This window comes from Paenibacillus melissococcoides, assembly GCA_944800085.1.
GTDB classification, from domain to species: Bacteria; Bacillota; Bacilli; order Paenibacillales; family Paenibacillaceae; genus Paenibacillus_B; species Paenibacillus_B melissococcoides.
In genome coordinates, this window is the sequence record CALYLO010000004.1 from 282,165 (window position 1) to 307,829 (window position 25,665).

At 58.2% G+C, this 25,665-nt stretch carries 21 protein-coding genes and 2 pseudogenes; 7 read left to right on the forward strand and 16 right to left on the reverse strand.

Features of this window, described 5'->3' with window-relative positions; all coding sequences use genetic code 11:
- Positions 1 to 20: 20 nt before the first annotated feature.
- The 5 genes from OCY70_RS15945 to OCY70_RS15965 all read right to left on the reverse strand — a co-directional run bounded on the left by OCY70_RS15945 (position 21) and on the right by OCY70_RS15965 (position 5,504).
- Positions 21 to 1,715, reverse strand: a complete 1,695-nt coding sequence (locus OCY70_RS15945; RefSeq protein ID WP_213430398.1) for a DUF4214 domain-containing protein — start codon at positions 1,713 to 1,715, stop codon at positions 21 to 23.
- 21 nt (positions 1,716 to 1,736) lie between these two features.
- Positions 1,737 to 2,855: a DegT/DnrJ/EryC1/StrS family aminotransferase gene (locus OCY70_RS15950; RefSeq protein ID WP_213430397.1), complete on the reverse strand. Its 1,119-nt coding sequence runs from the start codon at positions 2,853 to 2,855 to the stop codon at positions 1,737 to 1,739.
- Positions 2,856 to 2,882: 27 nt separating this feature from the next.
- Positions 2,883 to 3,524 carry an acetyltransferase gene (locus OCY70_RS15955; RefSeq protein ID WP_213430396.1) on the reverse strand — a complete coding sequence of 214 codons (642 nt, stop codon included), beginning with the start codon at positions 3,522 to 3,524 and terminating at the stop codon, positions 2,883 to 2,885.
- Positions 3,525 to 3,676: 152 nt separating this feature from the next.
- Positions 3,677 to 4,762 (reverse strand): glycosyltransferase family 61 protein, encoded by a 1,086-nt coding sequence (locus OCY70_RS15960; protein WP_213430395.1) that lies wholly within the window; start codon positions 4,760 to 4,762, stop codon positions 3,677 to 3,679.
- Between the two features lie 64 nt (positions 4,763 to 4,826).
- Positions 4,827 to 5,504: a class I SAM-dependent methyltransferase gene (locus OCY70_RS15965; protein ID WP_213430394.1), complete on the reverse strand. Its 678-nt coding sequence runs from the start codon at positions 5,502 to 5,504 to the stop codon at positions 4,827 to 4,829.
- Positions 5,505 to 5,746: 242 nt separating this feature from the next.
- On the opposite strand from OCY70_RS15965, the pseudogene OCY70_RS15970 reads away from it, so the two are divergent.
- A pseudogene (locus OCY70_RS15970) lies at positions 5,747 to 6,010 on the forward strand (redoxin domain-containing protein); the annotation flags it as partial.
- Positions 6,011 to 6,129: 119 nt separating this feature from the next.
- On the opposite strand, the gene OCY70_RS15975 reads toward OCY70_RS15970, so the two are convergent.
- On the reverse strand, positions 6,130 to 7,215 hold the full coding sequence (locus tag OCY70_RS15975) for a glycosyltransferase family 61 protein (protein WP_213430393.1): 1,086 nt from the start codon (positions 7,213 to 7,215) through the stop codon (positions 6,130 to 6,132).
- 71 nt (positions 7,216 to 7,286) lie between these two features.
- Positions 7,287 to 7,964 carry a class I SAM-dependent methyltransferase gene (locus OCY70_RS15980; RefSeq protein WP_213430392.1) on the reverse strand — a complete coding sequence of 226 codons (678 nt, stop codon included), beginning with the start codon at positions 7,962 to 7,964 and terminating at the stop codon, positions 7,287 to 7,289.
- A 334-nt stretch (positions 7,965 to 8,298) separates the two neighbouring features.
- Here OCY70_RS15980 and OCY70_RS15985 point away from each other — a divergent pair, with 334 nt between their 5' ends.
- A complete protein-coding gene (locus OCY70_RS15985) occupies positions 8,299 to 10,290 on the forward strand; it encodes a S9 family peptidase (RefSeq protein WP_213430391.1) in 1,992 nt (663 codons plus the stop codon).
- A gap of 135 nt (positions 10,291 to 10,425) precedes the next feature.
- Positions 10,426 to 10,572 (forward strand): hypothetical protein, encoded by a 147-nt coding sequence (locus tag OCY70_RS15990; protein ID WP_213430390.1) that lies wholly within the window; start codon positions 10,426 to 10,428, stop codon positions 10,570 to 10,572.
- Between the two features lie 211 nt (positions 10,573 to 10,783).
- Here the strand turns inward: OCY70_RS15990 and OCY70_RS15995 are convergent, their stop codons facing one another.
- From OCY70_RS15995 to OCY70_RS16005, 4 genes are all read right to left on the reverse strand, one after another.
- Positions 10,784 to 11,974 carry an IS4 family transposase gene (locus OCY70_RS15995; RefSeq protein ID WP_261944552.1) on the reverse strand — a complete coding sequence of 397 codons (1,191 nt, stop codon included), beginning with the start codon at positions 11,972 to 11,974 and terminating at the stop codon, positions 10,784 to 10,786.
- Positions 11,975 to 12,480: 506 nt separating this feature from the next.
- Positions 12,481 to 13,581, reverse strand: a complete 1,101-nt coding sequence (locus OCY70_RS16000) for an ABC transporter substrate-binding protein (RefSeq protein ID WP_373871520.1) — start codon at positions 13,579 to 13,581, stop codon at positions 12,481 to 12,483.
- A complete protein-coding gene (locus OCY70_RS36175) occupies positions 13,569 to 13,703 on the reverse strand; it encodes a hypothetical protein (RefSeq protein WP_373871521.1) in 135 nt (44 codons plus the stop codon). The genes OCY70_RS16000 and OCY70_RS36175 overlap by 13 nt, the downstream gene beginning before the upstream one ends.
- 36 nt (positions 13,704 to 13,739) lie before the next feature.
- Positions 13,740 to 14,273, reverse strand: coding sequence for an SgrR family transcriptional regulator (locus OCY70_RS16005; RefSeq protein ID WP_249725528.1), 534 nt, complete (start codon positions 14,271 to 14,273; stop codon positions 13,740 to 13,742).
- Between the two features lie 129 nt (positions 14,274 to 14,402).
- Between OCY70_RS16005 and OCY70_RS16010 the strand changes: the two are divergent.
- Positions 14,403 to 14,934 (forward strand): annotated as a pseudogene (locus OCY70_RS16010) (GNAT family N-acetyltransferase).
- 127 nt (positions 14,935 to 15,061) lie between these two features.
- Here OCY70_RS16010 and OCY70_RS16015 read toward each other — a convergent pair.
- From OCY70_RS16015 to OCY70_RS16035, 5 genes are read right to left on the reverse strand one after another with little or no spacing between them, the layout of a single operon-like run.
- Complete coding sequence (locus tag OCY70_RS16015) at positions 15,062 to 17,047, reverse strand: glycoside hydrolase family 15 protein (protein WP_261944969.1); 1,986 nt, start codon at positions 17,045 to 17,047, stop codon at positions 15,062 to 15,064.
- A gap of 4 nt (positions 17,048 to 17,051) precedes the next feature.
- Positions 17,052 to 19,484, reverse strand: coding sequence for a sugar phosphate nucleotidyltransferase (locus OCY70_RS16020; RefSeq protein ID WP_213430468.1), 2,433 nt, complete (start codon positions 19,482 to 19,484; stop codon positions 17,052 to 17,054).
- Positions 19,481 to 22,414, reverse strand: coding sequence for a 1,4-alpha-glucan branching protein domain-containing protein (locus tag OCY70_RS16025; RefSeq protein ID WP_213430469.1), 2,934 nt, complete (start codon positions 22,412 to 22,414; stop codon positions 19,481 to 19,483). Before OCY70_RS16025 ends, OCY70_RS16020 begins: the two co-directional genes overlap by 4 nt.
- On the reverse strand, positions 22,411 to 23,097 hold the full coding sequence (locus tag OCY70_RS16030) for a DUF4912 domain-containing protein (RefSeq protein ID WP_306433974.1): 687 nt from the start codon (positions 23,095 to 23,097) through the stop codon (positions 22,411 to 22,413). The genes OCY70_RS16025 and OCY70_RS16030 overlap by 4 nt, the downstream gene beginning before the upstream one ends.
- Positions 23,098 to 23,105: 8 nt before the next feature.
- Positions 23,106 to 23,360, reverse strand: a complete 255-nt coding sequence (locus tag OCY70_RS16035; RefSeq protein WP_213430471.1) for a KTSC domain-containing protein — start codon at positions 23,358 to 23,360, stop codon at positions 23,106 to 23,108.
- Between the two features lie 213 nt (positions 23,361 to 23,573).
- Between OCY70_RS16035 and OCY70_RS16040 the strand changes: the two genes are divergently transcribed.
- The 3 genes from OCY70_RS16040 to OCY70_RS16050 are packed head-to-tail and all read left to right on the forward strand — an operon-like array spanning position 23,574 to position 25,647.
- Positions 23,574 to 23,978, forward strand: coding sequence for a hypothetical protein (locus OCY70_RS16040; RefSeq protein WP_213430472.1), 405 nt, complete (start codon positions 23,574 to 23,576; stop codon positions 23,976 to 23,978).
- Positions 23,979 to 23,999: 21 nt separating this feature from the next.
- A complete protein-coding gene (locus tag OCY70_RS16045) occupies positions 24,000 to 24,260 on the forward strand; it encodes a hypothetical protein (RefSeq protein ID WP_213430473.1) in 261 nt (86 codons plus the stop codon).
- Between the two features lie 16 nt (positions 24,261 to 24,276).
- Entirely contained in the window at positions 24,277 to 25,647 is a 1,371-nt protein-coding gene (locus OCY70_RS16050) for an ATP-binding protein (RefSeq protein ID WP_213430474.1), read from the forward strand.
- Positions 25,648 to 25,665: the final 18 nt, after the last annotated feature.

A 25,665-nucleotide genomic window follows, 5' to 3' on the forward strand; every position in this document is an offset into this window, starting at 1 on the left:
GGCGGATGGAAAGGCGCTCCTCAGCCGCCTGCCGCCGCGACATGCTGGATGAGGGCGTAATATTCGGCGGCGACCTCGTTCCAGGAACGCTGCATCGCATGGAATATTGCGGACTGCTGACGCGGCAGCAATTGATTCCGATGCAGCCGCAGCCCGCGGATGGCGGCCTCCATTTCCTCCAGCGAATAGGGGTTGAAAGCCAGAAATCCTTCCATATCCTGTATCAGTTCCTTCGTGACTTCAAGCTGGCTGACCGCTGCCGGAGTTCCCATCGTCAACGATTCCAGTATCGGAAACGGACAGCTGCCCTCGAACAGCGTAGGGACAATGGTGCCGGCTGCATATTGGTACAAGGAAGGGATATGGGATTTCGGAATACGGCCGATAAAGCGGATGCTGCTGCGAATCTCCTTATTCTGGCACTGCTGGAGAAGCTTCATGACTTCGGCCCGCTTCGGGTTGTTTCTCAAATCGTCCGTGAACACGAGACGCAGTCGGGAAGCGAATCCGTCCGGCGAATGCCTGTACCGGAGAAAGGCCGCGATAAGGCGTTCGAAGTTTTTGTGAAGACGCAGGACCGTCGGGAACACCATATAAGGATCGAAGAGCTTATACGCCGCCCGGAATGCCGCTTCGGGAACAGGCGGGAAGGAATGGTACTCGCTGCTGGGCGGAGCCAGACGAATGACATGGGTCTTGGCCAGAGGCATTCCTCCCAGGGCGACGGCGTGATGCAGCCGGACATATTGTGAGCTCGATACGATGGCCGCGGCTCTATCCATCACATAATAAGCGGTGCGGTTCACCCGGTGGCAGAATTCAGGCTGGTAGGCATAGTATAAATCCGGAAATTGATGATGGACGAGATCATGCAGGCATAGAATGTACGGCTTCTTCAGATGCAAGGCCAGATCGAGCGACACGATCGGGACGATCCAGATGTCGGCGGGGACATGATCGTTGATCCAGCCCATATTATTGGAGCCGACAATCCGGCAGCGTCCCGGAAAGCGGGCATTCAATCCATCGAACGTGCTGCGGGTGTCACCTTCATTGTAATGCGTCGCCGCAATGTGAATGACCGTATCGTGGCGTATCGTCAGCAAGCCCTCGATAAGCCGGTACAGAAATCTTCCGATCCCTTCGCCGTCGAGGGCGAGGGGATGGGGGTAGCCCAGGAAGAAGCCGATCTGTGTCACGGGAAAGCTCCCGCTCCATCCCTCCGCAGCCGGATGCGGCTGCAGCGGAAGGGGAGGGAGAGCCGGTCCGGCAAGGAGCCGCTGGCATTCCTCGGACGAGGCGAAGGTGCGCAGCAGCGTCTTGCGCGGAGTTCCGGAAGATAGAGTGCGCGAATGCCCCTCCATCCCAATCGGATCAGGGGCACGCCCAAGCAGTTCTGCATATAAAGAGTGAAGGAAAAAGAGCGGTTCAGCAGTATAAAAGGATTGAATCCGGCTGGCGATGGTGCCTTGCTGCGGGGGAATCAGCGTGATGGGCGGGCGGCGGTACAACTGTTCGGCTTCATTGCTGCACAGAACGCCCATCGCGACCGTGAACTTGCCTGTCCCCATGGATAGAAGCGTGCCGTAATGCTGCAGCTCGGCTTCGCCCGGTTCCCGGTGAAGCATCTGAATGTACATCTGCCTGACAAAGTCATTCCCTTCCCGTCTCATCAGCTCATATAGATGATGAATGATTCGATAATGACGGCTCAACCTTCTCCCTCCCTTCCAGCTTTAGGATTCTTTGTCTAATGCGCGCTGCAGCTTGCCGCCAATCCAATGAATGTCTTCCTCGGTCAATTCCCCATGGCTCGGCAAGTTGATTCCTTGCGCAGCGATTCGGTTCGCGACCGGGAACTCCGTATGCGGCTGCAGATGCTGATACGGCGGAAGAATGTGCATCGGATAGAAGAACGGTCTCGTCTCGATGCCATCCTCCTTCAACCGCTCCATGACCCGGTCCCGCTTCGCTTCCGAGCACCCGTTCAATATGACGCTCATCATCCAATAGACGTTTTTGGACCATACCTTCTGGACCGGCAGCGTGATTCGTTCATCGTACTGCAAGCAGTCGTAGTAATGCATCGCTACCCGAATGCGCTGCTGGATATGCCAGTCGATTTTTTCGAGCTGGGCGCAGCCGATCGCGGCCTGGATATTCGTCATGCGGTAATTGTAGCCGATGACTGTGTGCCAATATTTTCGGGACCCATCCATGCCCTGGCCCTTGAACAGGCGAATGTTCTCGGCGATATCGTCATCATCCGTAGTAATGATGCCGCCTTCGCCCGTTGTAATGATTTTATTGCCGAATAAGCTGAAGGCGGCCGTATGGCCGAGAGAGCCCGCTCTTCTTCCTTTGTATTCGGCGCCGATGGCTTCGGCGGCATCCTCGATGACAAATAAGCCGTGCTCTTGAGCCGCTTGCATAATCGGATCCATATGAACGGGGTGCCCGTACAGATGGACGGCAATAATGCCCTTCGTTCGGGGCGTAATCTTCTGCACGACCGCCTCCGGATCCATGTTCCACGTCTCCGGCTCGGAATCGACGAACACCGGTGTCGCTCCGCAATACACGACGGCATTCGCCGTGGCGGCGAAGGTCAGCGTCGGAACAATCACTTCATCCCCCGGGCCGACTCCGTGCGCGATGAGGGCCAGATGGAGCGCGGTCGTACCGCTGCTGCAAGTAATCGCGTGCTTCGTCTGGCAAAAAGCGGCAAATTGCTGCTCGAACATGCCCAGATACGAACCGTGGGAAGAAATCCACGTCGAATCGAGACAATCGGCTACATATTTTTTTTCATTCCCGTTTAGAATCGGAGCTGCTATAGGATAATATTTCTTCATGTATCTCCCTCCGACATTCAAGACTGCTTAACGATCAAAATGTTTGATGACGCGGGCCGGCACCCCCACGGCGAGGCATTGATTGGGAATATCGCGAACGACGACGGCGCCAGCTCCCAGAACGGACCATGCTCCGACCGCCATACCGTCAATCACCTGGGTTCCGGTACCGAGAAAGGAGCCTTCCCCGACCCGCACATTGCCGGATAAATGGCTTCCCGGAGCGATATGGCATGCTTCTCCGATAACGGATTCGTGATCGACAGATGCGCCGGTGTTGATGATGGCGAAATCCTGGATGCAGGCTTCCGCATTGACCACGGCCCCGGGCATGATGGCGATGCCTGACCCAAGGCTTGCCGATGGGGAAATATAGGCGTATCGGCTGATGGCGTTGATAAGGGTGTAGCCGATGTCCGCGGCGGTGCGGGCCATTTTCCTGCGAATACGGTTGTCGCCGATGGCCACGAACGCCTGATGGATCCCTTGCGCATACAGGTCCGGCAGGATCGAATCATCGCCCAGGACAGGAACGTCGGCCACGGAGCCGCTTCCGGCCACGGAAGTGCAGCCGACAAGGTCGACGGCGGGATCGGCTCGAAGAATGTCAATGATGACTTTGGCATGCCCTCCTGCCCCGATAACGATCGTCCGCTGGCTGTCAGACAAGGCTTATTCCTCCTGTCAATCGTTTGGATATGGTATGTGTATGATTGCAAGCTAGCAGAAGATTAGGCCATCGGTAGTGTGGAAGGCAAAATAGTTATTTGTCGATAGAGGAGGGAAATGTTCAGTACAGCATGAAGACGGCATGCGGGCGTCTAGATTCCCGCCATATGAAGCACGCGCTTCAGCTTCTCAATGTCTACGATCAGGTTGTCGGCCCCGCCAACCGGCTTCGGCGGCTGCTCGATATCGCAGATGATTTCATAGTAATTCATACAGGCGTGATTGCTGATTTTCCAGAAATAATCGTCGACGACGGTGACGGGCGACAGTTCGATCATCGTCGTGCCCGGATTGCAGAACGCCACATTCACATTGCCGCTTCCGAACGGGGCCACGATGGCTTGAGCGGAAGAGTAGATGGAAATTTTGTCTTCCATGGACAGCGGGGTGAGCACGATGCGGGTAAAGCCTTTCTCGGCCAGTACCTGCATGACCTCCTCCTCATTGACGACAACGCGGGCATGTGCATCCGCCCGGCTGACATATACTCGCTCATACCCTGGCCGGGGCTGGATGTGGCGGTCATCTCTCAACCGCTTGCGGATGAATTGATAGGCCCAGCGCGGGCTCTTGCCGAGGATGACCGGGACGGCGGGCACGACCAGCTTGCGCGCGACGAGATGATAATTATTGCGGTCGACTTCAATCAATTTGTCCATCGGGAAGCCGAGCATTTGCAGCGATTCATATTGGAACGAATGGGTCAGCTTGCCGATCAAGTATTTATCAATGGCGATGCCGCTTTGCTCCAGCAGATGAATTCGCGGCAAAATATCGAAAAACCAATGGCCGTAAATCGCCTGCGTAAAAGCGACCCCGGGAATGTTCCAGCCCCATATCAGGGTGGCTACGGTCTCCTCCGTATATTCCGGCGGAGGAAGCTCGGTGAACGGATAAGGATAGGCATACTCGACATCGAGCAGCCGCTTGTGATCGGGGGTGACGACATAACCGTTCCCCGTCATGATCCGCCCTTCCGGAATGACCGCCACGAAGGCTTCCTCGAAATGACATGCCGACGGCCAGCGCTTCACATCTTCCCCGTTGGGCGCAGGCAGATGAATCGTTTCCTTCGGATAAATGACTTTATACCTTTCACGCACGAGATGAGGGTCAGCGGCAAATCCGGCAGCCCAGTCCCGTGTCCGCAAATAAAACTGAACGGGTATCGTATTCATATTTCAAGCCCTCCTCCTGCTGCTCATCGTCGTCAGGTGCCGCAGTAGCCGGCAAGGCCATGCATCACACTTGTCCTGCGGCATAGTTCGCCACAAACGCGTCCTTGTTCTCGATCAGAGGCAGCCAGTTCGCCGGGCATCCTTTTGGGAACAGAACGCCGAGCCCGTTCGAATGGGGGAACGTGATATGCGGATGCTCCCCGAGCTCTTCCCACAACCGGTATACACCGAAATCCCACAGGCGGACGGCAGTGTCATGGAACAGTACGATTCCATTCTCGGCCAGCTTCGGATACCATGTCGTATAATCGTGATGAACGGCCTCGTAGGTGTGATAACCGTCGATATGAAGCACATCGATGGACCCGTCGGCGAAGAGATTCGCCGCCCCGTCGAAATCGCTCCGCACCAAGGTTCCGATCTGCGGAAATTCACGGGCGGTAACGGCTTGCACCGCTTGATAGACGACATCGTCATAGCTGCCGACATGCGGGTCTCCCTCCCAGGTGTCGACAGCGACGCAGCGGGCGGCAAGCTGTCCGTCCTTCACCGCTTGGCAGAAGGTAAAGAATGAGGTGCCGTACAGCGTGCCCAGCTCCACAATCGTCCGGGGCAGGGCAAAGCGAACCAAATCATACGCAAAGCGGCGATGGCCGGACCAGGCTCCATGCGTCATGAACTCACGCGGCAGCTCCGGCGCGGAATCCGCAGCAAACACAGGCTGATGATAGTACCAATGCATCGCAACGCACACCACCTTCAGAGATAATAGACTGATTGAGATAGACTATGCAGGCAGGAGAGAGGCGGAATAGGGCAACTGAGAGAAGAGAGACACACAATTTTGAGAGAGAAGCGGGGGGCGGGTACCGGGGCCTTGCTCCAGGAGAGGATAAAGCGGCATTGAAGTGGCATAATATTTTGAGATAGCTCATAGGAGAAGCGGACATGCCGGAACGTTTGGTTGGCAGACCTGCGCCAGCCCTCGGCCGTCTGAATTTTCCGCTCGCTTCCGACATCACGAAATCGGTAGCCCGCGACTACGGTGTCCTCATTGAAGAGGAGGGCGTAGCGCTTCGCGGTCTCTTCATCATCGACCCGGAAGGCGAAGTGAAGTATCAAGTCGTGAACCACAACAATGTCGGACGCACTGTGGACGAGACGCTCCGTGTGCTGCAAGCTCTGCAATCCGGCGGTCTGTGCCCGAGCGATTGGAAGCCGGGCGACAAGCATCTGGCTGCCAATTAATCGAAATGTGAATATACCGGTCCCGCGGCAATCTGCCTGCGGGACTTTGTTGTATCGGGCTTGTGCCGCTAGAGAGAATGAGAGGCTCCCTTGCAGCGGCACTTCTGATGGGGGCGCGACTAAATGCCTGCCATATGAAGCACGCGCTTCAGCTTGTCAATGTCTACGATCAGGTTGTCAGCGCCGGCGAGCGGCTTCGGCGGCTGCTCGATATCACAGAGCACCTCGTAGTAATTCATCCCGGCGTGATTGCTTATTTTCCAGAAGTAACCATCCATAACCGTTACAGGCGTCAGTTCGATCAAGGTAGAGCCTGGATTGCAAAACGCGGTATTAATGCTTCCGCTACCGAATGGAGAGACGATAACTTGAGCGGAGGAGTAGATGGATATCTTCTCCACCGTGGACAGCGGCGTGAGCACAATGCGGACAAAGCCCTTCTCGGCCAGTACTTGCATAACTTCCTCTTCATTGATGACGTGACGGGCGTGCGCATCCTGCCGGCTGACATAGATTCGTTCATAGCCAGGCCGGGGAGGAATGGCATGAGCGTCTTTCAGGCGGGAGCGGATGAACTGACAGGCCCAGCGGGGACATCCGCCCAGAAGGAACGGGACAGCAGGGACGACCAGCTTGCGCGCGGCCAGATGGAAGTCGTTGCGGTCGACTTGAATTAACTTATCCATCGGAAAACCGAGCATTTGCAGCGATTCATATTGAAATGGATGAGTCAGTTGGCCAATCAAATATTTATCGATAGCGATTCCGCTCTGCTCCAGCAGATGAATTCGGGGCAAAATATCAAAAAACCAATGCCCGAAAATGGCCTGTGTATAGGCGTAGCCGGGAATATTCCAGCCCCATATCAACGTGGCCACGGTCTCCGTTGTATATTGCGGCGGAGGAAGCTCAGTGAACGGGTAAGGGTAAGCAAGCTCCACGTCAAGAAGCCGCCTGTGATCGGGAGTTACGATATATCCGCTCCCTGTCATGACCCTTCCTTCCGGAATGACTGCCACGAAGGCCTCATCGACGCGGCTTAGCGGGGGCCAACGAGGCAGGTCCACCCCTTTGGGCGCAGGCAACATAACGGTTTCCTCCGGGTAAATGATTTTATATCTCTCTTGCAGCAGTTGAAGATCGAAGGCAACACCGGCAGCCCAGTCTCTCGTCCGGTGATAGAAAAGATTAGGGATCGTATTCATCAATGCAGCCCTCCTTGTGCAGATTTGCTGCTGTCTTGCGGCAGAGGAACGGATAACATAAAAAGAGTTCTCTACGCTTGTCCCGCGCCATAGTTCGCCACAAGCGCTTCCTTGTTCGCGATCAGCGGCAGCCATTCGGGAGGACATCCTTTGGGGAAGAGGACGCCGAGTCCGCATGAATGAGTGAACGTGATATGGGGATGTCCCTGAAGCTCTTCCCACAGCCGGTATACGCCGAAATCTCCCATGCGGATGGCGATGTCATGGAACAATACGATTCCGTTCCCGGCCAGCTTCGGAAGCCAGGTTGTATAATCATTCCGAACCGCGTCGTAGGTATGATAGCCGTCAATATGGAGGATATCGATGAATCCGTCGGCGAAATATTTCACCGCTCCGTTGAAGTCGCTCCGCACCAAGGTGCCGATATTCGGAAATTCGCGGGCCGTAACGGCCTGAACCGCTTGGAAGACGGTATCGTTATAGATGCCGACATGCGGATCGCCCACCCACGAATCGATAGCGAAGCAGTGTGAGTTCAATTGTCCGTCCTTCACTGCCTGGCAGAAGGCGAAGAACGAGGTGCCGTACAAGGTGCCTAGTTCCGCGATGATGCGGGGCCGGGCGAAGCGGACCAGATCATACGCGAACCGGCGATGGCCGGACCAGGCTCCATTCGTCATGAACAGTTGCGGCAGCTCCGGCGCCGAATCCGAGGCGAACACGGGCTGGTGATAGTGCCAATCCATCCTAAAACACCGCCTTTATAGAAGAGTAGAGTCATTGAATAGAGTATGCAGGGGCAGAGGAGGCGGCAAGGGCAGCTAAGAGGGGAGAGATGCACAATTTGGACGTGGCCGGTCGCGACGGGGAGAGCGCGATCCGGGCAGGAGAAAGGGCGCTAATTCAGTCCGGAAGGCGCCCAATCAACGGGAAGCGAGACGGCAAGCATCCGGTTGCGAACGAATCGAAGGGAAACCTGCCGGTCCCCGGCAATCTGTCCGTGGAACTTGGCCGTCTTGGGCTTGTCTTGTGCAGGGAAGGAATGCCATACTATGTATATCAATCATGGGAGGTGTTACGATGGAGCAGCGTGCCATCACAGCGGAAGATTTATACCGGTTCGTATGGTTAAGCGATCCGGCCGTCAATCCGCAGGACGGAACGATTGCATATGTAGCGAGACAGGTCAATGAGGAGAAGAGCGGATACCGCTCCCGCATACATATCACGGCAGCAGACGGAACGAAGAGCAAGGCATTTACGAACGGGGAGCAGGACAGCGCGCCTGTCTGGTCGCCGGACGGGACGAAGCTGGCCTTCCTGCGCAAGAAGGGGAAGCACCAGCAGATCTGGACGATGGCTGCCGACGGGGGCGAAGCGGAAGCCATAACGGACGCGGAGTTCGGCGTCAGCGCATTTGCTTGGTCGCCGGACAGTTCCCGCCTGTTGTATACATCGAGCATCGCTCCGGCCGAGAGCGAAGAGAAGGAGCAGCAGGAAGACGGCGAGAAGAAGCCTGGCAAGCAGGCGCTCGTCGTCGATCGGCTGAAATGCAAGGCGGACGGCAAAGGATTGCTTGACGGCAAGCGCACGCATTTATTTTTATTTCATCCCGCATCGGGCTCGACCGTGCAATTGACTTCCGGAGATTATGATATTCATGATTTCGCCTGGTCGCCGGACGGCGTTCATGCCGCCTTCTCCGCCAAGCGTGTCGAGGATGAAGCGGTCGACCCGGATCTCGTCTTCACGCAAGACATCTTCGTCGTGAACTGCGAGGACGGCGCTTGCCGCCGCGTGACGGAGTCCGGTCTTGTCATCGGGAAGCTGGCCTTCTCGCCTGATGGGCAAACGATCGCATTCTTCGGCCATGACCGCCAATATGAGAACGCGACCTTGATCCGCCTCTATATCGTACCTGCCGCTGGGGGCGCCGCCGTATGCGTAACCGCCGATCTCGATTTGTATCTCGGCAATGCGGCCGTGACCGACATGAAGGCCGGAGGCTCTTCGGCTCCCGTGTTCACCCCGGACGGCTCCGCCATATACTCGCTCATCTCGGCGGAAGGCAGTGTTCAGCTCGCACGCTTCCCGCTGGAGGGAGGATATGAGGTGCTGATCTCTGGCGACCGGGAGATTACCCAATTCACCGCCACGAAGGACGGGCAGCGAATCGTCTTCATCGCGGCCGATCCGCTGCAGCCCGGAGAGCTGTTCATCAGGGATACGGGAACGGGTGAAGAGCGCCGGCTGGCCGCCCCGAACGAAGACTTCCTGGCGGAGCTGAAGCTGAGCCGGCCGGAATCGTTCTGGGTCGAGACCTCCGACGGCTGGAAGGTGCAGGCGTGGATCATGAAGCCGTCAGGAGTGTCTGCGGGCGAGAAGGTGCCGACCATCGTCGAGATTCACGGCGGGCCGCATACGATGTACGCGAATTCGTTCATGCATGAATTCCAACTGCTTGCCGCCCAGGGCTATGCGGTTCTGTATTCGAACCCGCGCGGCAGCCACGGCTACGGACAGAAGTTCGTCGATGCTTGCCGCGGAGATTATGGCGGGAAGGATTACGAGGACATTATGGAGGCGCTGGATCAGGCCGTTGCCCGCTACGATTTCGTGGATGAAGGGCGGCTCGGCGTCACCGGCGGCAGCTACGGCGGCTTCATGACCAACTGGATTGTCGGCCATACGAACCGCTTCAAGGGCGCCGTCACTCAGCGCTCGATCTCGAACTGGTTCTCTTTCTATGGCGTCAGCGATATCGGCTATTATTTCACCGAGTATCAGATCTGCGCCCAGCCTTGGGAGGATCCGGAGAAGCTGTGGAAGCATTCGCCGCTCGCTTATGTGAACGAGGTGCAGACGCCTCTGCTTATTCTGCACGGAGAGGACGATCTGCGCTGCCCTATCGAGCAGGCCGAGCAGCTCTATGTGGCCTTGAAGCGGCTGGGCAAGACGACCCAACTGGTGCGGTTCCCGGGGGCGAATCACGATCTGTCGCGCAACGGGCATCCCGAGCTGCGCGTAGAGCGTCTGAACCGGATTGCCGGCTGGATGAAGCAATACGTATAGTTGGGGTTGCGTCAACGCCCGCAGGACGTCCCGGCCCCGGCCCCGGCGCGATATTTCGTATGAATTGCAGGATGTGTCGCACACCGGAGCGATATTCCGCATGAATTGCAGGCGCACACCGGATCGATATTCCGGATGATTGCAGGACATCTCGAACCCCGGCACGATATCTTGCGGGATGATGAGCAGGGAGCGAAGGGGCTGACTGAGAAGGCGGAAGCGGAAAAGCGGCGGCGGAAAAAATGGAAGCCGGAAAAGCGGCAGAAGATGATGAGCCAGTAAAATCCTGCGCCAATGCAGCAATTTTCGTTATTTGGTGCGCTATTGGAGCACTAGCGTTGCATCGAGCGGTTAGTTCATAATCTAATTTCAATTAACATCAATATATGATATATATTTACATTTGCGATGTCCGCGCTAAGTCTAAAAAAGTCGAGCTGGAAACAGACCCTACGCGTTATCCATTATATGTAAAAATCGTTTTCGTTTGTCATTACGTCACAATCAGTCTCGGTTTCATCGACTTTGTTGCCTTTTTCGGACGTCTCCCATTTCGCTTTGGTCGACCTCTAGATGTTCGAGTCGGCTTGCGGTTGAGTGCAGCGATCAAATTTTCCCATGGTTTTTCCGCATAGATGCGAATCAACTGGAGGAGGTCCCATGTCGACTTTTTACAGTCCAGTGTTAATTTAATCAGCAAACAGAGAGCATACGCGATTAAAGCAATATACATTTGGTTCCAAATCGCTTCGGCCGTATAACCGTGGGGTTTTACCAATCGAATATGCTGCTTGACCCATTTAAAAAACAACTCAATATGCCAGCGATTTCGATAAATCTCGGCAATTTGATGTGCGGATAAGTCAAATCGATTCGTTACAATTCGATAGGTACGCCCTTGGTCATCCTTAAACTCAATCAAACGCAGAACCGCTGGCAGCTCCGGCATCGTCACATCAGCATCAAGGATAAACCCATTCTGCCTTTTGGGGAGGTCTCTTTTTCTGATGATCGTTAACCGGCTCTTTTGCTTGACGCGGCAAACAAATTTAATCTTATCCTCTACCCATTTCTGAAAATGGTCGTATACCTGGTATCCTCGGTCCATCACGTAGGTCGCATCTTTATCCACTGTAAATTCCAACACGACTTCATGATCGGCTACATCTTTGGTTGAAGCGACGATCTTGTCTGGATACATCGTTTTGGAGTCCGCAACGACCAAGGAGGTGTGCATCTTCACGCCATGGCTACTTTTGGAACAATAGGACCATTTCGCGAGAATGGGAGGTAGTGTAATTCCCGATGAATCGATTAGCTTGAGTTTCCCAATACCAGGCGTAATGCCGCGTTTCCCTTTTGTAAGTTGCTTGATTCGATCAATGAGCGAGAAAAAGAGCGTCTGAAGATACTCCATAGGCAGCCGTTTCAGCTTCCGCGATAGTTGAGAAGCGCTTATGCTCTTGAGACCCAGAAGATCTTGAAATTCAGGATTAGCCGCTACATGCTCTGACATGACTTTGTATGAGTCTCGTTGCTGAAGCTGTGCCTCTACAAATAAGAGTGTCGAAGAGCCGACAAACAGCTTTTGGGCCCGGTAATCCAATGACTCGTGTCGAGTAGAATGGACATGTAACCATTTTAGGCATTGACAAATGACGTTATGATTCGGTACGTTATCCATAAGAAATCTCCTTTGTTGAGGCGTTTTATGGATAACGTTAGGGTAACTCAACAATAGGAGATTTCTTTATTTTTGTCCATGAATATAGTTCAATAAGTTACAAATATAGAGACTTATGGGATAGAAATTTTCGTAAAAAGATTGATGCAACGCTAGTGCTATTGGATGGAATTCCTGCTAAAATACATTATTTTTATCCATTTTTGTCTAATATCCATCAGATACCCGGAAATTGATGCCGTTTTGCAGGAAGTCCTCTAACGGAACACACGTCACAAGGAAAAACTGCATTTTCGCCGTTTTTTTGGTCCAGTCGAGCTGTGAGAAGCGGGGATGGGGCTGTCTCGTGGAGATTAAAAAGGGACAGCCCCGCTATCTTATTAGGTCAGCCGGAGATTACGGGTTGGCCTTTTTTCATCGTTGCCTTAGGGTATCGTTGCCGCCGGGAGCCCCCGCGCCGGGGCTTGATGCCCGCTTCCAGCGCTTGTGCCCGGAACATCCTGCCGTTACGGCTGCCGCCTTCCCTCCGCCGTCCACGCCGGCCGCACCCATAAGGCCGTCACGTCGGGGAAGGCGAACGGATCGAATTGAATATCCCGCAGCATCCGATCGAAGCGATGCCGATGCCGCGGATGATACAGAAACACGAGCAGCATGTTGTCATGAAGATAGCGGATAATCTCATCGCCAACCGCTTCCCCCGCAAGCGGAGGCGCTTGCTTTATCTTCTCCAACAACCCGTCGATAAGTTGGATATGCTCGTCAGCCATCCATTTCCGAAAAGGAAGCACCGGATTCTGAAAGGCTCCCATCATGGACAGAAGCGGATCATGCGACGAGACGTATCCGGACAAAATCAAGTCCATGCGCTCTTCGCGAGAGCCGTCATACAGCTCGCCGAGGGCATACGGATGAAGAACCAGATCGAGCCCGATCCGTGCCGCCCGCCGCTTCAGCCAGCGCCCCTCCTCCCATGCCGCAGGCAGATCGAGCAGGGACAGATGCACCTCCTCGCCCTTATAACCGCTCTGGGCCAGCCAATGCCGCGCCTGCCGCAGGCTCCGTGCGAACGGCTTGCTCTTCCCCGGGACAAAATGTGAAGCCGGGACGAGCCCGCTTCGGCCCAGATCGCGCCACATCGCCTCCACGTCGCACAGCTCCTGAATGGCGTGCCGCAGCGCCCGGTCCTGCATCCGCCCGGCGTCCCTCGTATTGAACAACAGGAAGCGGAAGCCTTGCTCGACCCGCTCCTCCACGGCCGCATGCTCCATCTCCTTCTCTTCATTGCCGCCTCTCATTGCTTCGGGTGGTTCGCCGCTCCCGGCCAGGCGGTAGCCGATCTGCCGGGCGGCATCCGGAGGCACATGCCAAAATTGGACGGTATCGATATAAGGCCGCAGCCCGAAATAATCATCGAACGCTTCCAGCACGGCTTTGTGCCGATTGCATTCGGTGAGCATATACGGGCCGGTTCCGATGAAATGCTGCTCATGAACAGGGGCATCCGCCGCTACGATCGTCGTCGGCGCCGCTGCCAGGAAGCGGCCGAACAGCGGGTTCGGGCGCTTCAGCACAATCCGGACGGCAAGCGGGTTCAAGCAGTCCACCGCATCGATATCCTCCGCCAGCCATCGATTGGCGCAGTCCGGCGCATCAACCGCTCCAGGCTGAACTTCACGTCGCCGCTTGCCAGCGGCCGGCGGTGATGGAAGCGGACCTGCTTCCGCAGATAGACGGTCCACGTCCGGGAGTCCGCATCCGTCTCTCAGGCGGCGGCCAGATGAGGAAGCAGCCGATCCCGCGCCGCATCGTACCGCAGCAGCGTGTCGCCGATAAGCGGGACGAGCATCAGATCGTAGGTAATGGAAGCCTGGGCCGGATCAAGATTCGTTACGGGCAAGGTCGCGAGCGCCTGCAGCACGTCGGTGATCGGGTCCGGCGCCTGAAGCCCCAGCAGCTCTTGAACCGGCCGCAGCAGTTGGCCGTTCCACTGCTTCGGGCAAGGAAGCTGGAGAATATGCATCAACCGCTCCATATTTTTGGCAAGCAGACTGTGCCGGATCGCCGCGTTCAGATCGTCTTGAAAACCGGTCCGGAACCGGATCTCGGAACAATGGCCCCTGCCTCTGCCGGGAACGCAGGAGCAGATGCCGTCCTCGTCCAGTTTTTTTAATTTGCGCTTCGCCTGCTTGCTGCTGCATTTCCAGACTTCGGCCAGCTCGTCCAGCCGGAGCCGCACGCGGCGCTCCGCCTCGCGCGGGTAGAAATGGGCGCGCATCTTCAAATAATCGGTGTTCATGTTTTACCTCTAATGCAAAAGGGGACATTTAAGTCATGATTATACCCTTTTTTCCGCTTTTACAAAGGAGATAATAGAGGGGGCAGGCTTGCGCCATTAGTATTTACGAGGAATGAGAGGAGAGCGGACATGTTTGCGACAGAACGGATCAAGCTCCGCAAAATGACGGAGCAGGACATCAGCGTCTATCACAAGTGGAGAAATACGCCGGAAGCGATGTACTGGACGAACCCGGCGATGGACGTATATAGCGAGGAGGAGACGGCGGGGTTTGTGAGGAATGTCATTCTTGGCTCGTCGGCTTCCAAAAACCTACATCATCGCGGATGCGGCGGATGACAAGCCGTTCGGCGTCACTTCGCTGATCGCGATCGATGAGAAGAACCGGAATGCCGAGCTGATTATCGATATCGGCGAGCCGGATTACTGGGGGAAGGGATACGGGCGCGAGGCGCTCTCGCTGCTTCTGCCCTACGCCTTCCGCGAGCTGAATCTTCACCGCGTGTCCCTGCGGGTGTTCAGCTTCAATGCAAGAGCCATCGCCTTGTACGAGAAGATGGGCTTCCGCCGGGAAGGCGTCTCCCGGGAAGCGTTGTACCGCGACGGAGCGTGGCATCATATTATCCATATGGGCATGCTGCAATCGGAGTTCACGGACTGAACCGGCGGGCCGGAACCCCAGCATGCGGGAGACAAGCATGTCTTCTTGGCAGAGCAGCCTGACGGGAGGGAAGATACCCCTCCGCCGTCAGGCTGCTTTTTCATATATGCGATAATTCGGATCCGGGTCACGTTTGCGAAGCTTGGAGCTGCTCGTATTTGGCCACATATTTGAGCACCGTATCGATATAGGTCGCATGCGACCAAGTCAGCGGCGCGACCGACACGGGGCTGCCGTCGTACGGATCGAGCTGTTCCGGCAGCAGACCGCTCGGCAGGCTGTGATCGGCGACCCAGCGCAGCGTGCGGCGCGCCGATACGAGCTGTTCGAGCGAGGTCGCGGTGGCGATGTCATAACAAGCGAACCAGAGCGTGCAGATGATCCACGGATTGCCGGGAGCCACCTCCATGTCGGAGCAGCGCTGGAAATAGTAGTCGCCCCAATAGCGCGCGATTCCGCCTGTGGCGCTGCGCACCGACAAGGCCTCTCTCAAGGAGCGCATCGTCGAGGCGACGCGCGGATCGTCCGGCGGCAGCACGCCGAAGGCGTAGATGCCGAAGATGCTGCTCTCGGGCGTCATATCCTGCCGCCATTGGCCGTCGACCCGGTGCAGCCCGCGCGCGAACCGGCCGTGTTCCTCGTTCCACAGATGCCGCAGCATCCCGGCCTTGATCTCCTCCGCCCCCCGCGCATAGGCGTCCGAGCGCTCGTCATCGCCGAACAGGGCGGCGAAGCGGGCGGCCGCCGTCAATCCCCCGTACACGGCGGCGGAGGTGAAGGTGAAGATGCCGTACCGCTCTTCCCACAGATCGTAGCTCGGGCGGGGGAGGCCGAGGCGGTCGTCGCAATATTCGAGCAGGAAGCGCGCCGCCTTCCGGATGAAGGTGCGGTACAGCGATTGCGGCAATTCGATGTCTTCATGGAGCTCATAATCTTGCCAGAGCGCGTGCAGGACGAGCGCCGTCTCATCCTCTTGAATGGGCAGCTGCTCCTGGCCGTCATGCAAATACGGATGCCAGCTGGAGCCGACTGTCCCGTCCGGATTATATTTATGAAGCAAATAACCGTCCTCGGTCAATGCATCCGCGCAGAAACGGAAAAAGGGGGCGATCATGCCGTGATAGCCCGCGGCGGACATCGCCTGTGCGACGAGCGCGCCGTCTCGCGGCCACATGTAGCTGTAATGATCCCGATTGAACTGCATGATGTCCGTATCATTGGCGGCGATAATCGCGCCGTTCACGTCCGTCTGGCTGCGGACCGCCAGCAGGCTCTGCTTGTAAAGCCGCACGAGATCCGGCTCCAGATCGGCGAACGGCTTGCTCCGCTTATTCGTCCAGCGCTGCCAATAGGTCCGCACCCGATCGATCAGTCTCCCGGGGTGGCTGTCGGCCACATAGCGGTCCAGACGCTTCACCTCTTCCAGCCGGATGCCGGCGCTGAACCAGTAAAAGGCTTCCCGCATCTCGCCGCCCGGGACGAACAGGCGCAGGCTGAACGTGCTGTCCACCGAGCCTTGCGCGATCGGATTGCCCATTAGATGGCCGTCCTCTGCATCCTTCCACGTTCCCTCGGCCTGATGGAACCGCTTGATCCCGGTCGTATACTCGTATATTCCGGCCGTCGTGCCCTCCGCTTGGGCGGAGAGGCCGTTGAACATGAAGTAGCTGTCTTTTTTGTAGTGGAACAGGGTCCGGTTATCCGGGTAGAAGGCGGCCGTATCTCCCACCTCGGTCTCGTTAATGGCCAGATCCTGATGGAAAAACATCCGAATCTCCCGCGCCTTATCCGCCTCGTTCCGCACTTGAATGCGCCGCAGAAAGATGTTTTCCCGCTGGTGGACGGCATCGTTGATCCGCAGCGTCAAGCCGAGGCCGTCATGGGAGGCCTCCACCTCGGTAACGAGGGAGTCTTCGGCATAGGCCGGCAAGACGCGCCAGCCGTCGTCCTCCAGCCAACTGAAGCGGCCGTCCGCCCAGAGGCCGGTGCGGCAGCGGTAGCCGCCGACATGATTGACCTGCCCGACATACGGATAATAGATATCCCGGATGTAGCATCGATCGTCCAGGTTGACAAGGAACTTGCCGTTGCCTACGACAAGCGGTCTCGGCATCGTATCACTTCCTTATGAGAAGCTGCGTCTTCGCCAGCCGGCTCGCATACTGCCGGGCCAGGCGGCGCGCGCTATCCATGCTGTCCGCCTGGGCGACGATCTGGAAGCGGGGCTCCTCGGCGTCAGGCAGAATCAGGACCCAGCCGTCCTCGGCCTGAAGCCGGATGCCGTCGAGCAATTCGGCCCGAAGCTTTCCCTTCCGCACCCATTCGGTCAGCCCCCGCAGCAGCGGTCCGGTCTCCTCCCGGCGGCACAGAATCTCTTCCTTCGCCATGCACAGCGACGGGAGCTGCTCCTGCAGCTCGCGGAGCGTCCTTCCTTCGGCGGCGGCGCATTGGATGAGCAGTCCGGCCGCATACAGCGGATGGGCCCCCGGATGAAGGGGCAGGCCGGAGGTGGCTTCCATCTGCGCGTGGAGCTCCTCCTTCGTGCGAACGATCCGCAGCAGACTTCCTTCTGCCGCGGCTTCGACGGCGGCGGGCGCGCTGACCGGCATGCCCAGGGAAGCCCGGACGCCGCGCAAGGCCAGTGCCCGCACCATCAGCGGAAGCAGCGCTTCCGGCTCATGCAGGCCGCCGTCCGGCGTGATGACCTGCAGCCGGTCGTCCGCGCCCCAGGCGATGCCGAAGTCGGCGCCGAGGCGGCGGACCTGCTCCAGCACAGCGGCAGGGCATGTCGTCTCCGCCCGGAGATGGATCCGGGTCCCGCCGAGCATGGCCGCCCAGGTCTCGATCTCGGGCGCGTGGGCGGCAGGGGCGTGCAGGACGAAGGCGTAGTTCGCCGCGGCGATCGATTCCAGATCGAGCTCGCGCTGCAGCGCCGCGATATAATCCGCCCGGGCGTGGGCATACGATTCGAGTCTGCCCAGCCGATCGACCGCGCCCCGCGCGTAGTCCTCCTGGAAGTAGGCCTGCTCGATTTTGCGCGCGGCGGCGCTGGCGAGGGGCCGCCCCTCGGCATCCATCCAGCAGAGGACGCCCCGCTCGGGACCGCCCCCTGCGGCCGGCGGGCACAGCCCGATATGCACTGCGCCGGCTGCGCCGAGCTTCCGCACCGCGTGCCGGGCGCAGGACGCCGACACTTGGCCGATATCGGTGACATGGACGCCGGCGGAGCGGAGCCCGGCCGCGAACGCGGTCTGGAGCAGCGCATCGAAGTCATGCGGGCCGCGGGCCAGCACGACGGACGCCCCCGCCGGCAGCGCCGAGCCGTAGGCGGCAGCCAGCTCTCCCGCGAAGGCGGGCGTCAGATCCGCGTTCGGCGTGCCGCAGACGCGGCTGCCGCGGAAGAGGGAGGCCGGCGCGTACTCGCTCCAGATCAGCGAGGCGTTGACGGTGCGCAGGCGGTCGACGCGCTTGCCCGGCCATAGCTTGACCTCCGGCCGGATGACCGACTTGTCGCCGAGCGCGCAGCCGCTCCCGATCACCGCTCCTTCCTGGATGCGGACGTCCTGCCCGACCTGCGTCCGATCCATCAGCAGCGCTTCCTGCAGCTCGGCGCGGCTGCCGATACTGCAGCCGTTCCAGACGATGCTGCGCTCCAGGGCGCTGTGCGGATAGACGACATTGCCCGAGCCGAGAATCGTATACGGGCCGATGGAGCAGGAAGGATGAAGGGTGCAGCCCGCGCCGATGTAGGACGGGCCGATCAGCCGGATGCGGGACGGCAGCCGCACGCCCTGCTCGACGAACAGGCCCGGCATCGGTTCGGCCGCCTGAATGCGGACGGCGACTTTGCGATCGAGCATGTCGTACTGTGTCTGGCGGTACTGCTGGAGCGTCCCGATATCGGACCAGTAGCCTTCCGCCGCATAGCCGTAGAGCGGCTGGCCTTCCTCCAGCAGCCGCGGGAAGAGCTGGAGACTGAAGTCGTAGCTGACGCCGTCCGGGATCCGCTCCAGCAGTTCCGGCTCCAAAATATAAATGCCTGTATTGACCGTATCGCTGAATACCTCGCTCCAGCCCGGCTTCTCCAGGAAGCGGGTCACCCGCCCGTCCTCGTCGGTCATGACGACCCCGTATTCGAGCGGAGAGGCGACGCGCGCCATCACCATCGTGGCGAGCGCCCGCTTCTGCCGATGGAACGCGATCGCGTCGCGCAGATCGAAGTCGGTCAGCGCGTCTCCGCTGATGACCAGGAACGTCTCGTCGAGGAAGGAAGCGGCATGCTTGACGCTGCCCGCGGTTCCAAGCGGACTCTCCTCCTCGAAGTAGCGGAGCTTCACGCCGAAGTCAGACCCGTCGCCGAAATAATTGCGAATGACCTCGGGAAGATACTGCACCGTCACGCCGATCTCGTAAATATCGCAGCGCCGCAGCAGATCCAACGCATATTCCATGCAGGGCCGGTTCAACAGCGGAACCATCGGTTTCGGGGTATGCAGCGTGAGCGGGCGCAGCCGGGTACCCTTGCCTCCGGCCATGATTACGGCTTTCATGAGGGACTCACTCCTTCGTATACTTCTCTCGTCGATGCGGCGATAGCGCGCCAGTCGTAATGCCGGCGCACGGTTCGGACGGCTTCCGCGGCCATGCGGGAGGCCCGTTCCGGGTGAAGCAGCAGATCGGTCACATGCCAGGCCAGCGATTCGACATGCCCGGGCAGCGCCTTGTAGCCGTCGACCCCGTGGCGGATGATCTCGGCGAGCCCGCCGGTGTCGGAGACGACGACCGGGGTGCCGAAGCGCATCGCTTCCAGGGCGACGATGCCGAACGGTTCGTACAGGCTGGGAAATACGCAGACACGGGCCGCCCGTATGTACGCGTCGCGCGTCTCATCGTCCACGAAGCCGAGCAGCCGGACCTGCCCCGCGAGCCCGCGAGCCTCGATCCGGGCGGCCAGCTCCTGCTTCATCGGTCCCGTTCCCGCGATAAGCAGCTCCGCTCCGGGCACGGCTTGCCGAATCTGCGGCATTGCATCGATCAGGACGTGGATGCCTTTCTCGTAGACGAGCCGGCCGACATAGAACAGCATCGGCCCGTAGGCTTCCGCTTCATGCGCCGGAGGGGACGCCGTCCGCTCCATCTGCCTGGCCGGCGCTTCAGGCGCTGCACTGTCCTCCTCTGCCATGGCGACGCCGTTCGGAATCATCGAGATGCGGCTGCGCGGCAGATCGAAAATCCGCTGCACCTCGTCCCGCATCGCCGAGCTGCAGACGATGACATGATCGGATTCCGCGGCGAGCCGCTGCTCCATGGCGTGAATCCGGCGCTGCAGCCCGCTCGCGATCCGCCCGTGGTTGCGCCCGTATTCCGTCGCGTGGATCGTGCTGATGAGCGGCCAGCCGTAGGTCTCCTTCAGATCGTGAGCCGCCGGATAGACGAGCCAGTCATGGGCATGCATATAATCGAAGCGCAAGCCTTCCCGCACGAGCGCATCCGCGCCGTCGCTGAGGGCGGCGTTCATCTGGAAGACCCAATCCATGAAGGCGGGAGGAGTCAGCGGAGCCAGCATCGCCACGCGGTGGACATGGACGCCGTCCAACCGTTCGTACGCCGGAGACCCGGGGACATCACGGGTCAGGACGTGCACCTCGCAATCCCCGCGCGCCAGATGCCGCGACAGGTCGTAGACGGCGCGCGACAGTCCGCCGACGACGAGCGGCGGGAACTCCCAGGCGAGCATCAGCACCCGCACGGCAGGTTCCGGGGCGTCCATCCAGACGAAGCGCTGCTCAACGGCGCTCCCCCCTTCACCGTTCGCCTGCCCGCCGAGCAGCTTCCGGTAATCGAGGGCGGGAAAGCACGGATAGTCCGCTTCCCACTGCCGGAGCAGTTCGGCTTCATCCTGTCCCGCCATGATGGCGTCCAGCAGAGTCCGGCAGCGGCGCAGATGCTCCCGTGTCCGCGCTGCCGCATATTCCGCCACAGTGCCGGCATCGATAATGAAGGCCCAGTCGCTGCTCGCGGCAAGCATCCATTCCTTCAGCGCCCGGTTCATCATGCCGTCCAGCACCGGACGCGGATCGGCCTGCTTGCCCAGCCGTTCCGCTGCCTGGACCAATCGGTCCTCCGCTTCATGCAGGAGCGGATAGATCCAATCGTTGCGCTCCTGCAGCCATACTTCGCCGTACCCTCCGCGGCCCCAGCTTCCGAACGGAAGCTCGGCCTCGGGCGACGGCGGCAGCTCCGCTTCGGCGAGGGCCTCCCCCAGCGTGACGAAGGCGAGGCCGCTCGCCTGCCTCGCCTGCCGGTCATGCAGCTCCCGGAAGAGGGCCTCGAGCCAGAGCGGCCCTTCGTACCACCAATGGCCGAACAGCTCCGCATCGTAAGGGCAGACCGCGACGGGGAGACGGTCCATGATGGTCCCGGCCTCCCGGAGCTCCCGCTCCCGGCAGTCGAGGAAATGCCGCGCATGCTCCCGCGCCTTCGCCAGCGCCCGGTCCGGACAATACGGGGCCTTGGCCGCCTGCGCTCCGGTTATCCGGTAATATTTGAGCCCGGTATTGAGCCGGCTGCCGTCATCCAGCAGATAGGGGCGGATATACTTCCATTCCGCTTCGTCATGCCAGCCGAGGTCGAAGCCGATATCCCGGTAATATTCCCGGTAGTCGGCATCGCCGGGATAACCCTCGCGGCTGCTCCACACTTGCCGGGACGACTCGGGATCCCCGGCGAAGGCCGCGATGCCCCCCGTCGTCATGACAGGCGCATACGGCAGGGCGGGCGGGGCCGGGTTCGCCTTCGCCCAGGTCTCGTACGCGACGGCGACGTAACGGATGCCGCAGGCCTGGAGTTGCGGCGCGAGGTCCGGCGAATAGGCGCATTCGGGCAGCCACAGCCCCGCTGGCCGCTGGCCGAGATGGCGCTCCGCTTCCTGCAGCCCAGCCTCCAGTTGGGCGCGAACCAGCTTCTCCTGCTTCACGTAAGGCAGGAAGGCGTGGGTCGCGGCGCTGGTGATGCACTCCAGATGGCCTCGCTCCATATAATGGCGGAAGCCGTCGATGAGACGCCCTCCCCAATCCCGGTACAACGCATGGTACCTCCGCCAGCGCTCCAGATACATGGCGGCGGCTTGCCGCAGCTTATCCTCTGCCGCCAGCCGCTCGATCTCGGAGGAAGCAAGGCAGATGGACCGAGCCAGATGCGCTTCGAACCGTTCGTGAAGCCGGCGGTCGTCCATCATGGCGAGCAAAGTGGGGGACAGCGAGATCGTCAGCCGGAACGGGACGCCATCCCGCTCAAGCTGCCGGAACCGATCCAGCAGCGGAAGATACGTCTCCATCACGGCTTCGAAGTACCACCGCTCCTCCAGCGTGCCGCTGCGGTCCGGATGGCGGACATACGGCAGATGGGCATGGAGAAGAAGAGCGATCTGCCCTGTCTGAGCGGGGGAGGTACGCTTGCAATGCGGAACAGTTGTGATCATGCGTGGACTCCTTCATGCTTGGAATATAGCGTATATACGGAAAATTGCTCGAATAGAGAGCCGCCGCCGGCCTTGGGCGCCAGGATTGCGGATGAAGCGGAATGGAGCCGGGCCGAGCGGGCATAGGCATGCGCGGACATTGGAATGCATAGAATGGAGGAGCGGACAAGCGGCACGAAGCGGGAGTCGTCATCCAGAATGCCGAAATCCGCCGCATGGGCTCCTCCGGGCAGCACGGGACGAAGGTATGCCGAAGCCGCTTCATCCCTTTGGACTCTGGAATCGCGGCAATCGTGATAAGGAAGCGGCGCATCCCCGTTGCCGGCCTGCAGCCGTTCAGGAACTGGCGCGGCGTAGAGGCGGATGTTCTTCATCATCTCGCTCCAGGGGCGCCCGTAATGCCGTTCCGCGGCAGCCCGTCTGCGCGGGGAGATATGCCAGTACGCGAACAGGGTGTCCGGGTTCTTGACCATCAGATGAATGGCGGACGGGCGTTCGCGGATCGAATGGAAAAGGTGATTTCGGATAGAAATAAGATGGCCCTCCTTTCGGTAATATGGGGGGTGCAAACGGACGAAAATCGGACTACACCTAATACTATCCGACTGCAAACCAGAATATTCCAAATGAAAAAAGAGGAAAAACAAGTGTTTCATTCCCGCGGCGAAAAGGTATACATACATGAAGGGCCTTATTTTGATATGGTCCCCTTATCTACAGATACGGCTCTTTGACCGCTTGATTCCGTGCGCGAGCGAACCGTCAACTGGACGACATCGTCATAGCGATTCTCCGAACGGAGCAGCCGTTCATACCAATGCGGGGAGACGGAGTCATAAGCATCCGTCCGCCCGGTTGCGTAATGAATATAGAGCTGCCCGTTTGCTTCGTCATACTGGACATAGTCAATCTGCTTCGAACCAATGAACAGCATGTTAGGCTTCATCGGCGAACCTCCCCTTGCAGAACGTTAGTGTCACATCTATATGCCGGCTGAGCGGATGATTAGACGTGACAGGCGTGAGGGGCGGACGTGGGACGTTAGGAGGAACTTCGCTGTGGTTGAAGGAATTAACGGCTTCCTTATCGAATAAGCTAACAAGACGACGGAGAGATGACAGTATGCAGAAGCCTTGCATTGATGCCGAGGAGGGAGAACATGAGTTTCTGTTGTGGAGCAAGCATGATCGGAACGAAGGGCACGCTTCAGCATTACCGCACGCGCATACAAAATGTTCCCCTGTTGCTGTGTCCGGTGTGCCACCGTATTGAGGTCCATTTTCTCGTGGAAAATGAGTACGAAATTTTGGCGGAGTATGCGCAAAGCGATGGGGTGGAGGAGGTGAATTTCAAGGATTACGTCACGACGGACGACAGTCAGCTGTTCGAGAACTGCATTAATCACGAGAATGACGATCCGCTCGAGCTGGTCCGCAACCAAATCGACAATGCGCTCGATTTGCTGGCATTGGCCAAGCAGTGGAAGGATACGCAATGGGAATCGCAGCTGAAGCGGCGACTTGCTCTGATGAGCCGGCGCAGGGCGCAGCTCATGAAGCAGTAGAACAGTATAGGAGCCAGTCTAATGGATGAGATCGACATAGAGGAAGGCGACACGCGGTCGTTCGGGACCGTCGCAGGAACAGCTGCGATGACGGGGCATCGATACCTGGCCGGGTCGCCTTTTTTAGTATGGGGCCATGGATACCCATCCTTTAAGTTACTTTTATGGGATACGAGTTTTTTTGTACATTTTCGACATTATCTAGGGTTGACGTTTTTGCCAAAACTTTACTATGATGGAACTGTTGGAATTGAACTTGCCGAACGGAACAGGTTGCCGTAAATGAGGTGAGTCCCGCATGAATTCGATAAGCGCACAGGAAGAGTGTAAACGGTCGGAATGGAAGCTTCGATATGTCAAAGGACTCAGGCGTTATATGCTGTACGGCGGAATAAGGGAGTTGAACCTTGCACGCGAGACTGCCCGTGCCGCTCCGCTGAATCCGGAGATTGTATGGAGCTTTCACGAGGAAGCTATGTTTACCGTGCTGTCCCATGTCGAGGCGGATGAGGCTATGAAAATGATGCATCGTTCGTTTCTGTATTTCATGGAATGGATTACGGCTAATAAGGCAGAACAGGGAAGCAAGGAGGGGATCACATTGGTACTAGACCCGATTCGCGAACCTTGGTTTCGGTCCGCACAGGCATTGTACTCCACCCAGATGGCGCGCAATAAATATGAAAGTGTGCTTCAGCAAATGGATAGCGGCATTGTATTGTTCGATAGCAGCGGCGTTCTTTCGTTCATCAATGTGGAGGCCGCCAAGCTGCTCGACATTCCCCGCAAGGCGCTCATCGGCTGCAGTCTGCGGGAATTACTGTTCCATCCTCTGCTCAGACAGGACAAGCGTAAAAAAATATTGCGATTGTACAAAGATACCATTTTGAGGCGTAAGCGCTATCATGAATTCTCTGACCGGAATGACAGGCATTACTTGATTACCGTTACTTACGGGGATCAGATGGACGGCGATTTTTTATTCAGCATCAAGGATGTATCGGATTTCAAGCGGATCGAGCAGACGGCGTACCAGAACGACAAGCTGGCGATATTGGGCAAGATTGCGGCGGCCATCGCTCACGAGATACGGAACCCGCTCACGTCGATTCGAGGATTCATCCAACTGCTGCGCCCGCATCTGATGCATCTGGGCAAGGAAGAGTATGCACGAATCATTCTCGCGGAGATCGACCGCGCGAATGACATCATATTTGAATTTCTGAATTCATCCAAACCATCCGCCCCAATGACCTCAGAAGTTCCCATCTCCTCCCTGCTCCGCGAAGTCGTACTCCTTACCGAAAGCGAAGCGTTGATGAAAGGCTGCGAAATCGAGCTGGAAGAGGATCCGCACGGCGATACGCATTACGTCTCGATTGACGTGAAGCAGATTAAGCAGGTCATTTTGAATATTATCCGCAATGCGATTGAAGCGATCGGCCACGTGGAGGAAGTGCGGCAGGGCCGGATTCGGATCACATCGGAGAAGGAAGGCAGGTATGTCGCCATCCGGATACGGGACAACGGAATCGGAATGGAGCAGAAGACGCTGGAGCATTTATTCGACCCCTTCTTCACGACGAAGGCGGAGGGAACCGGCCTGGGACTGTCGGTCAGTTACCGCATTATTAAAAACCATGGAGGGATCATTGACGTAGACAGCTAGGCGGAAGAGTGGACGGAA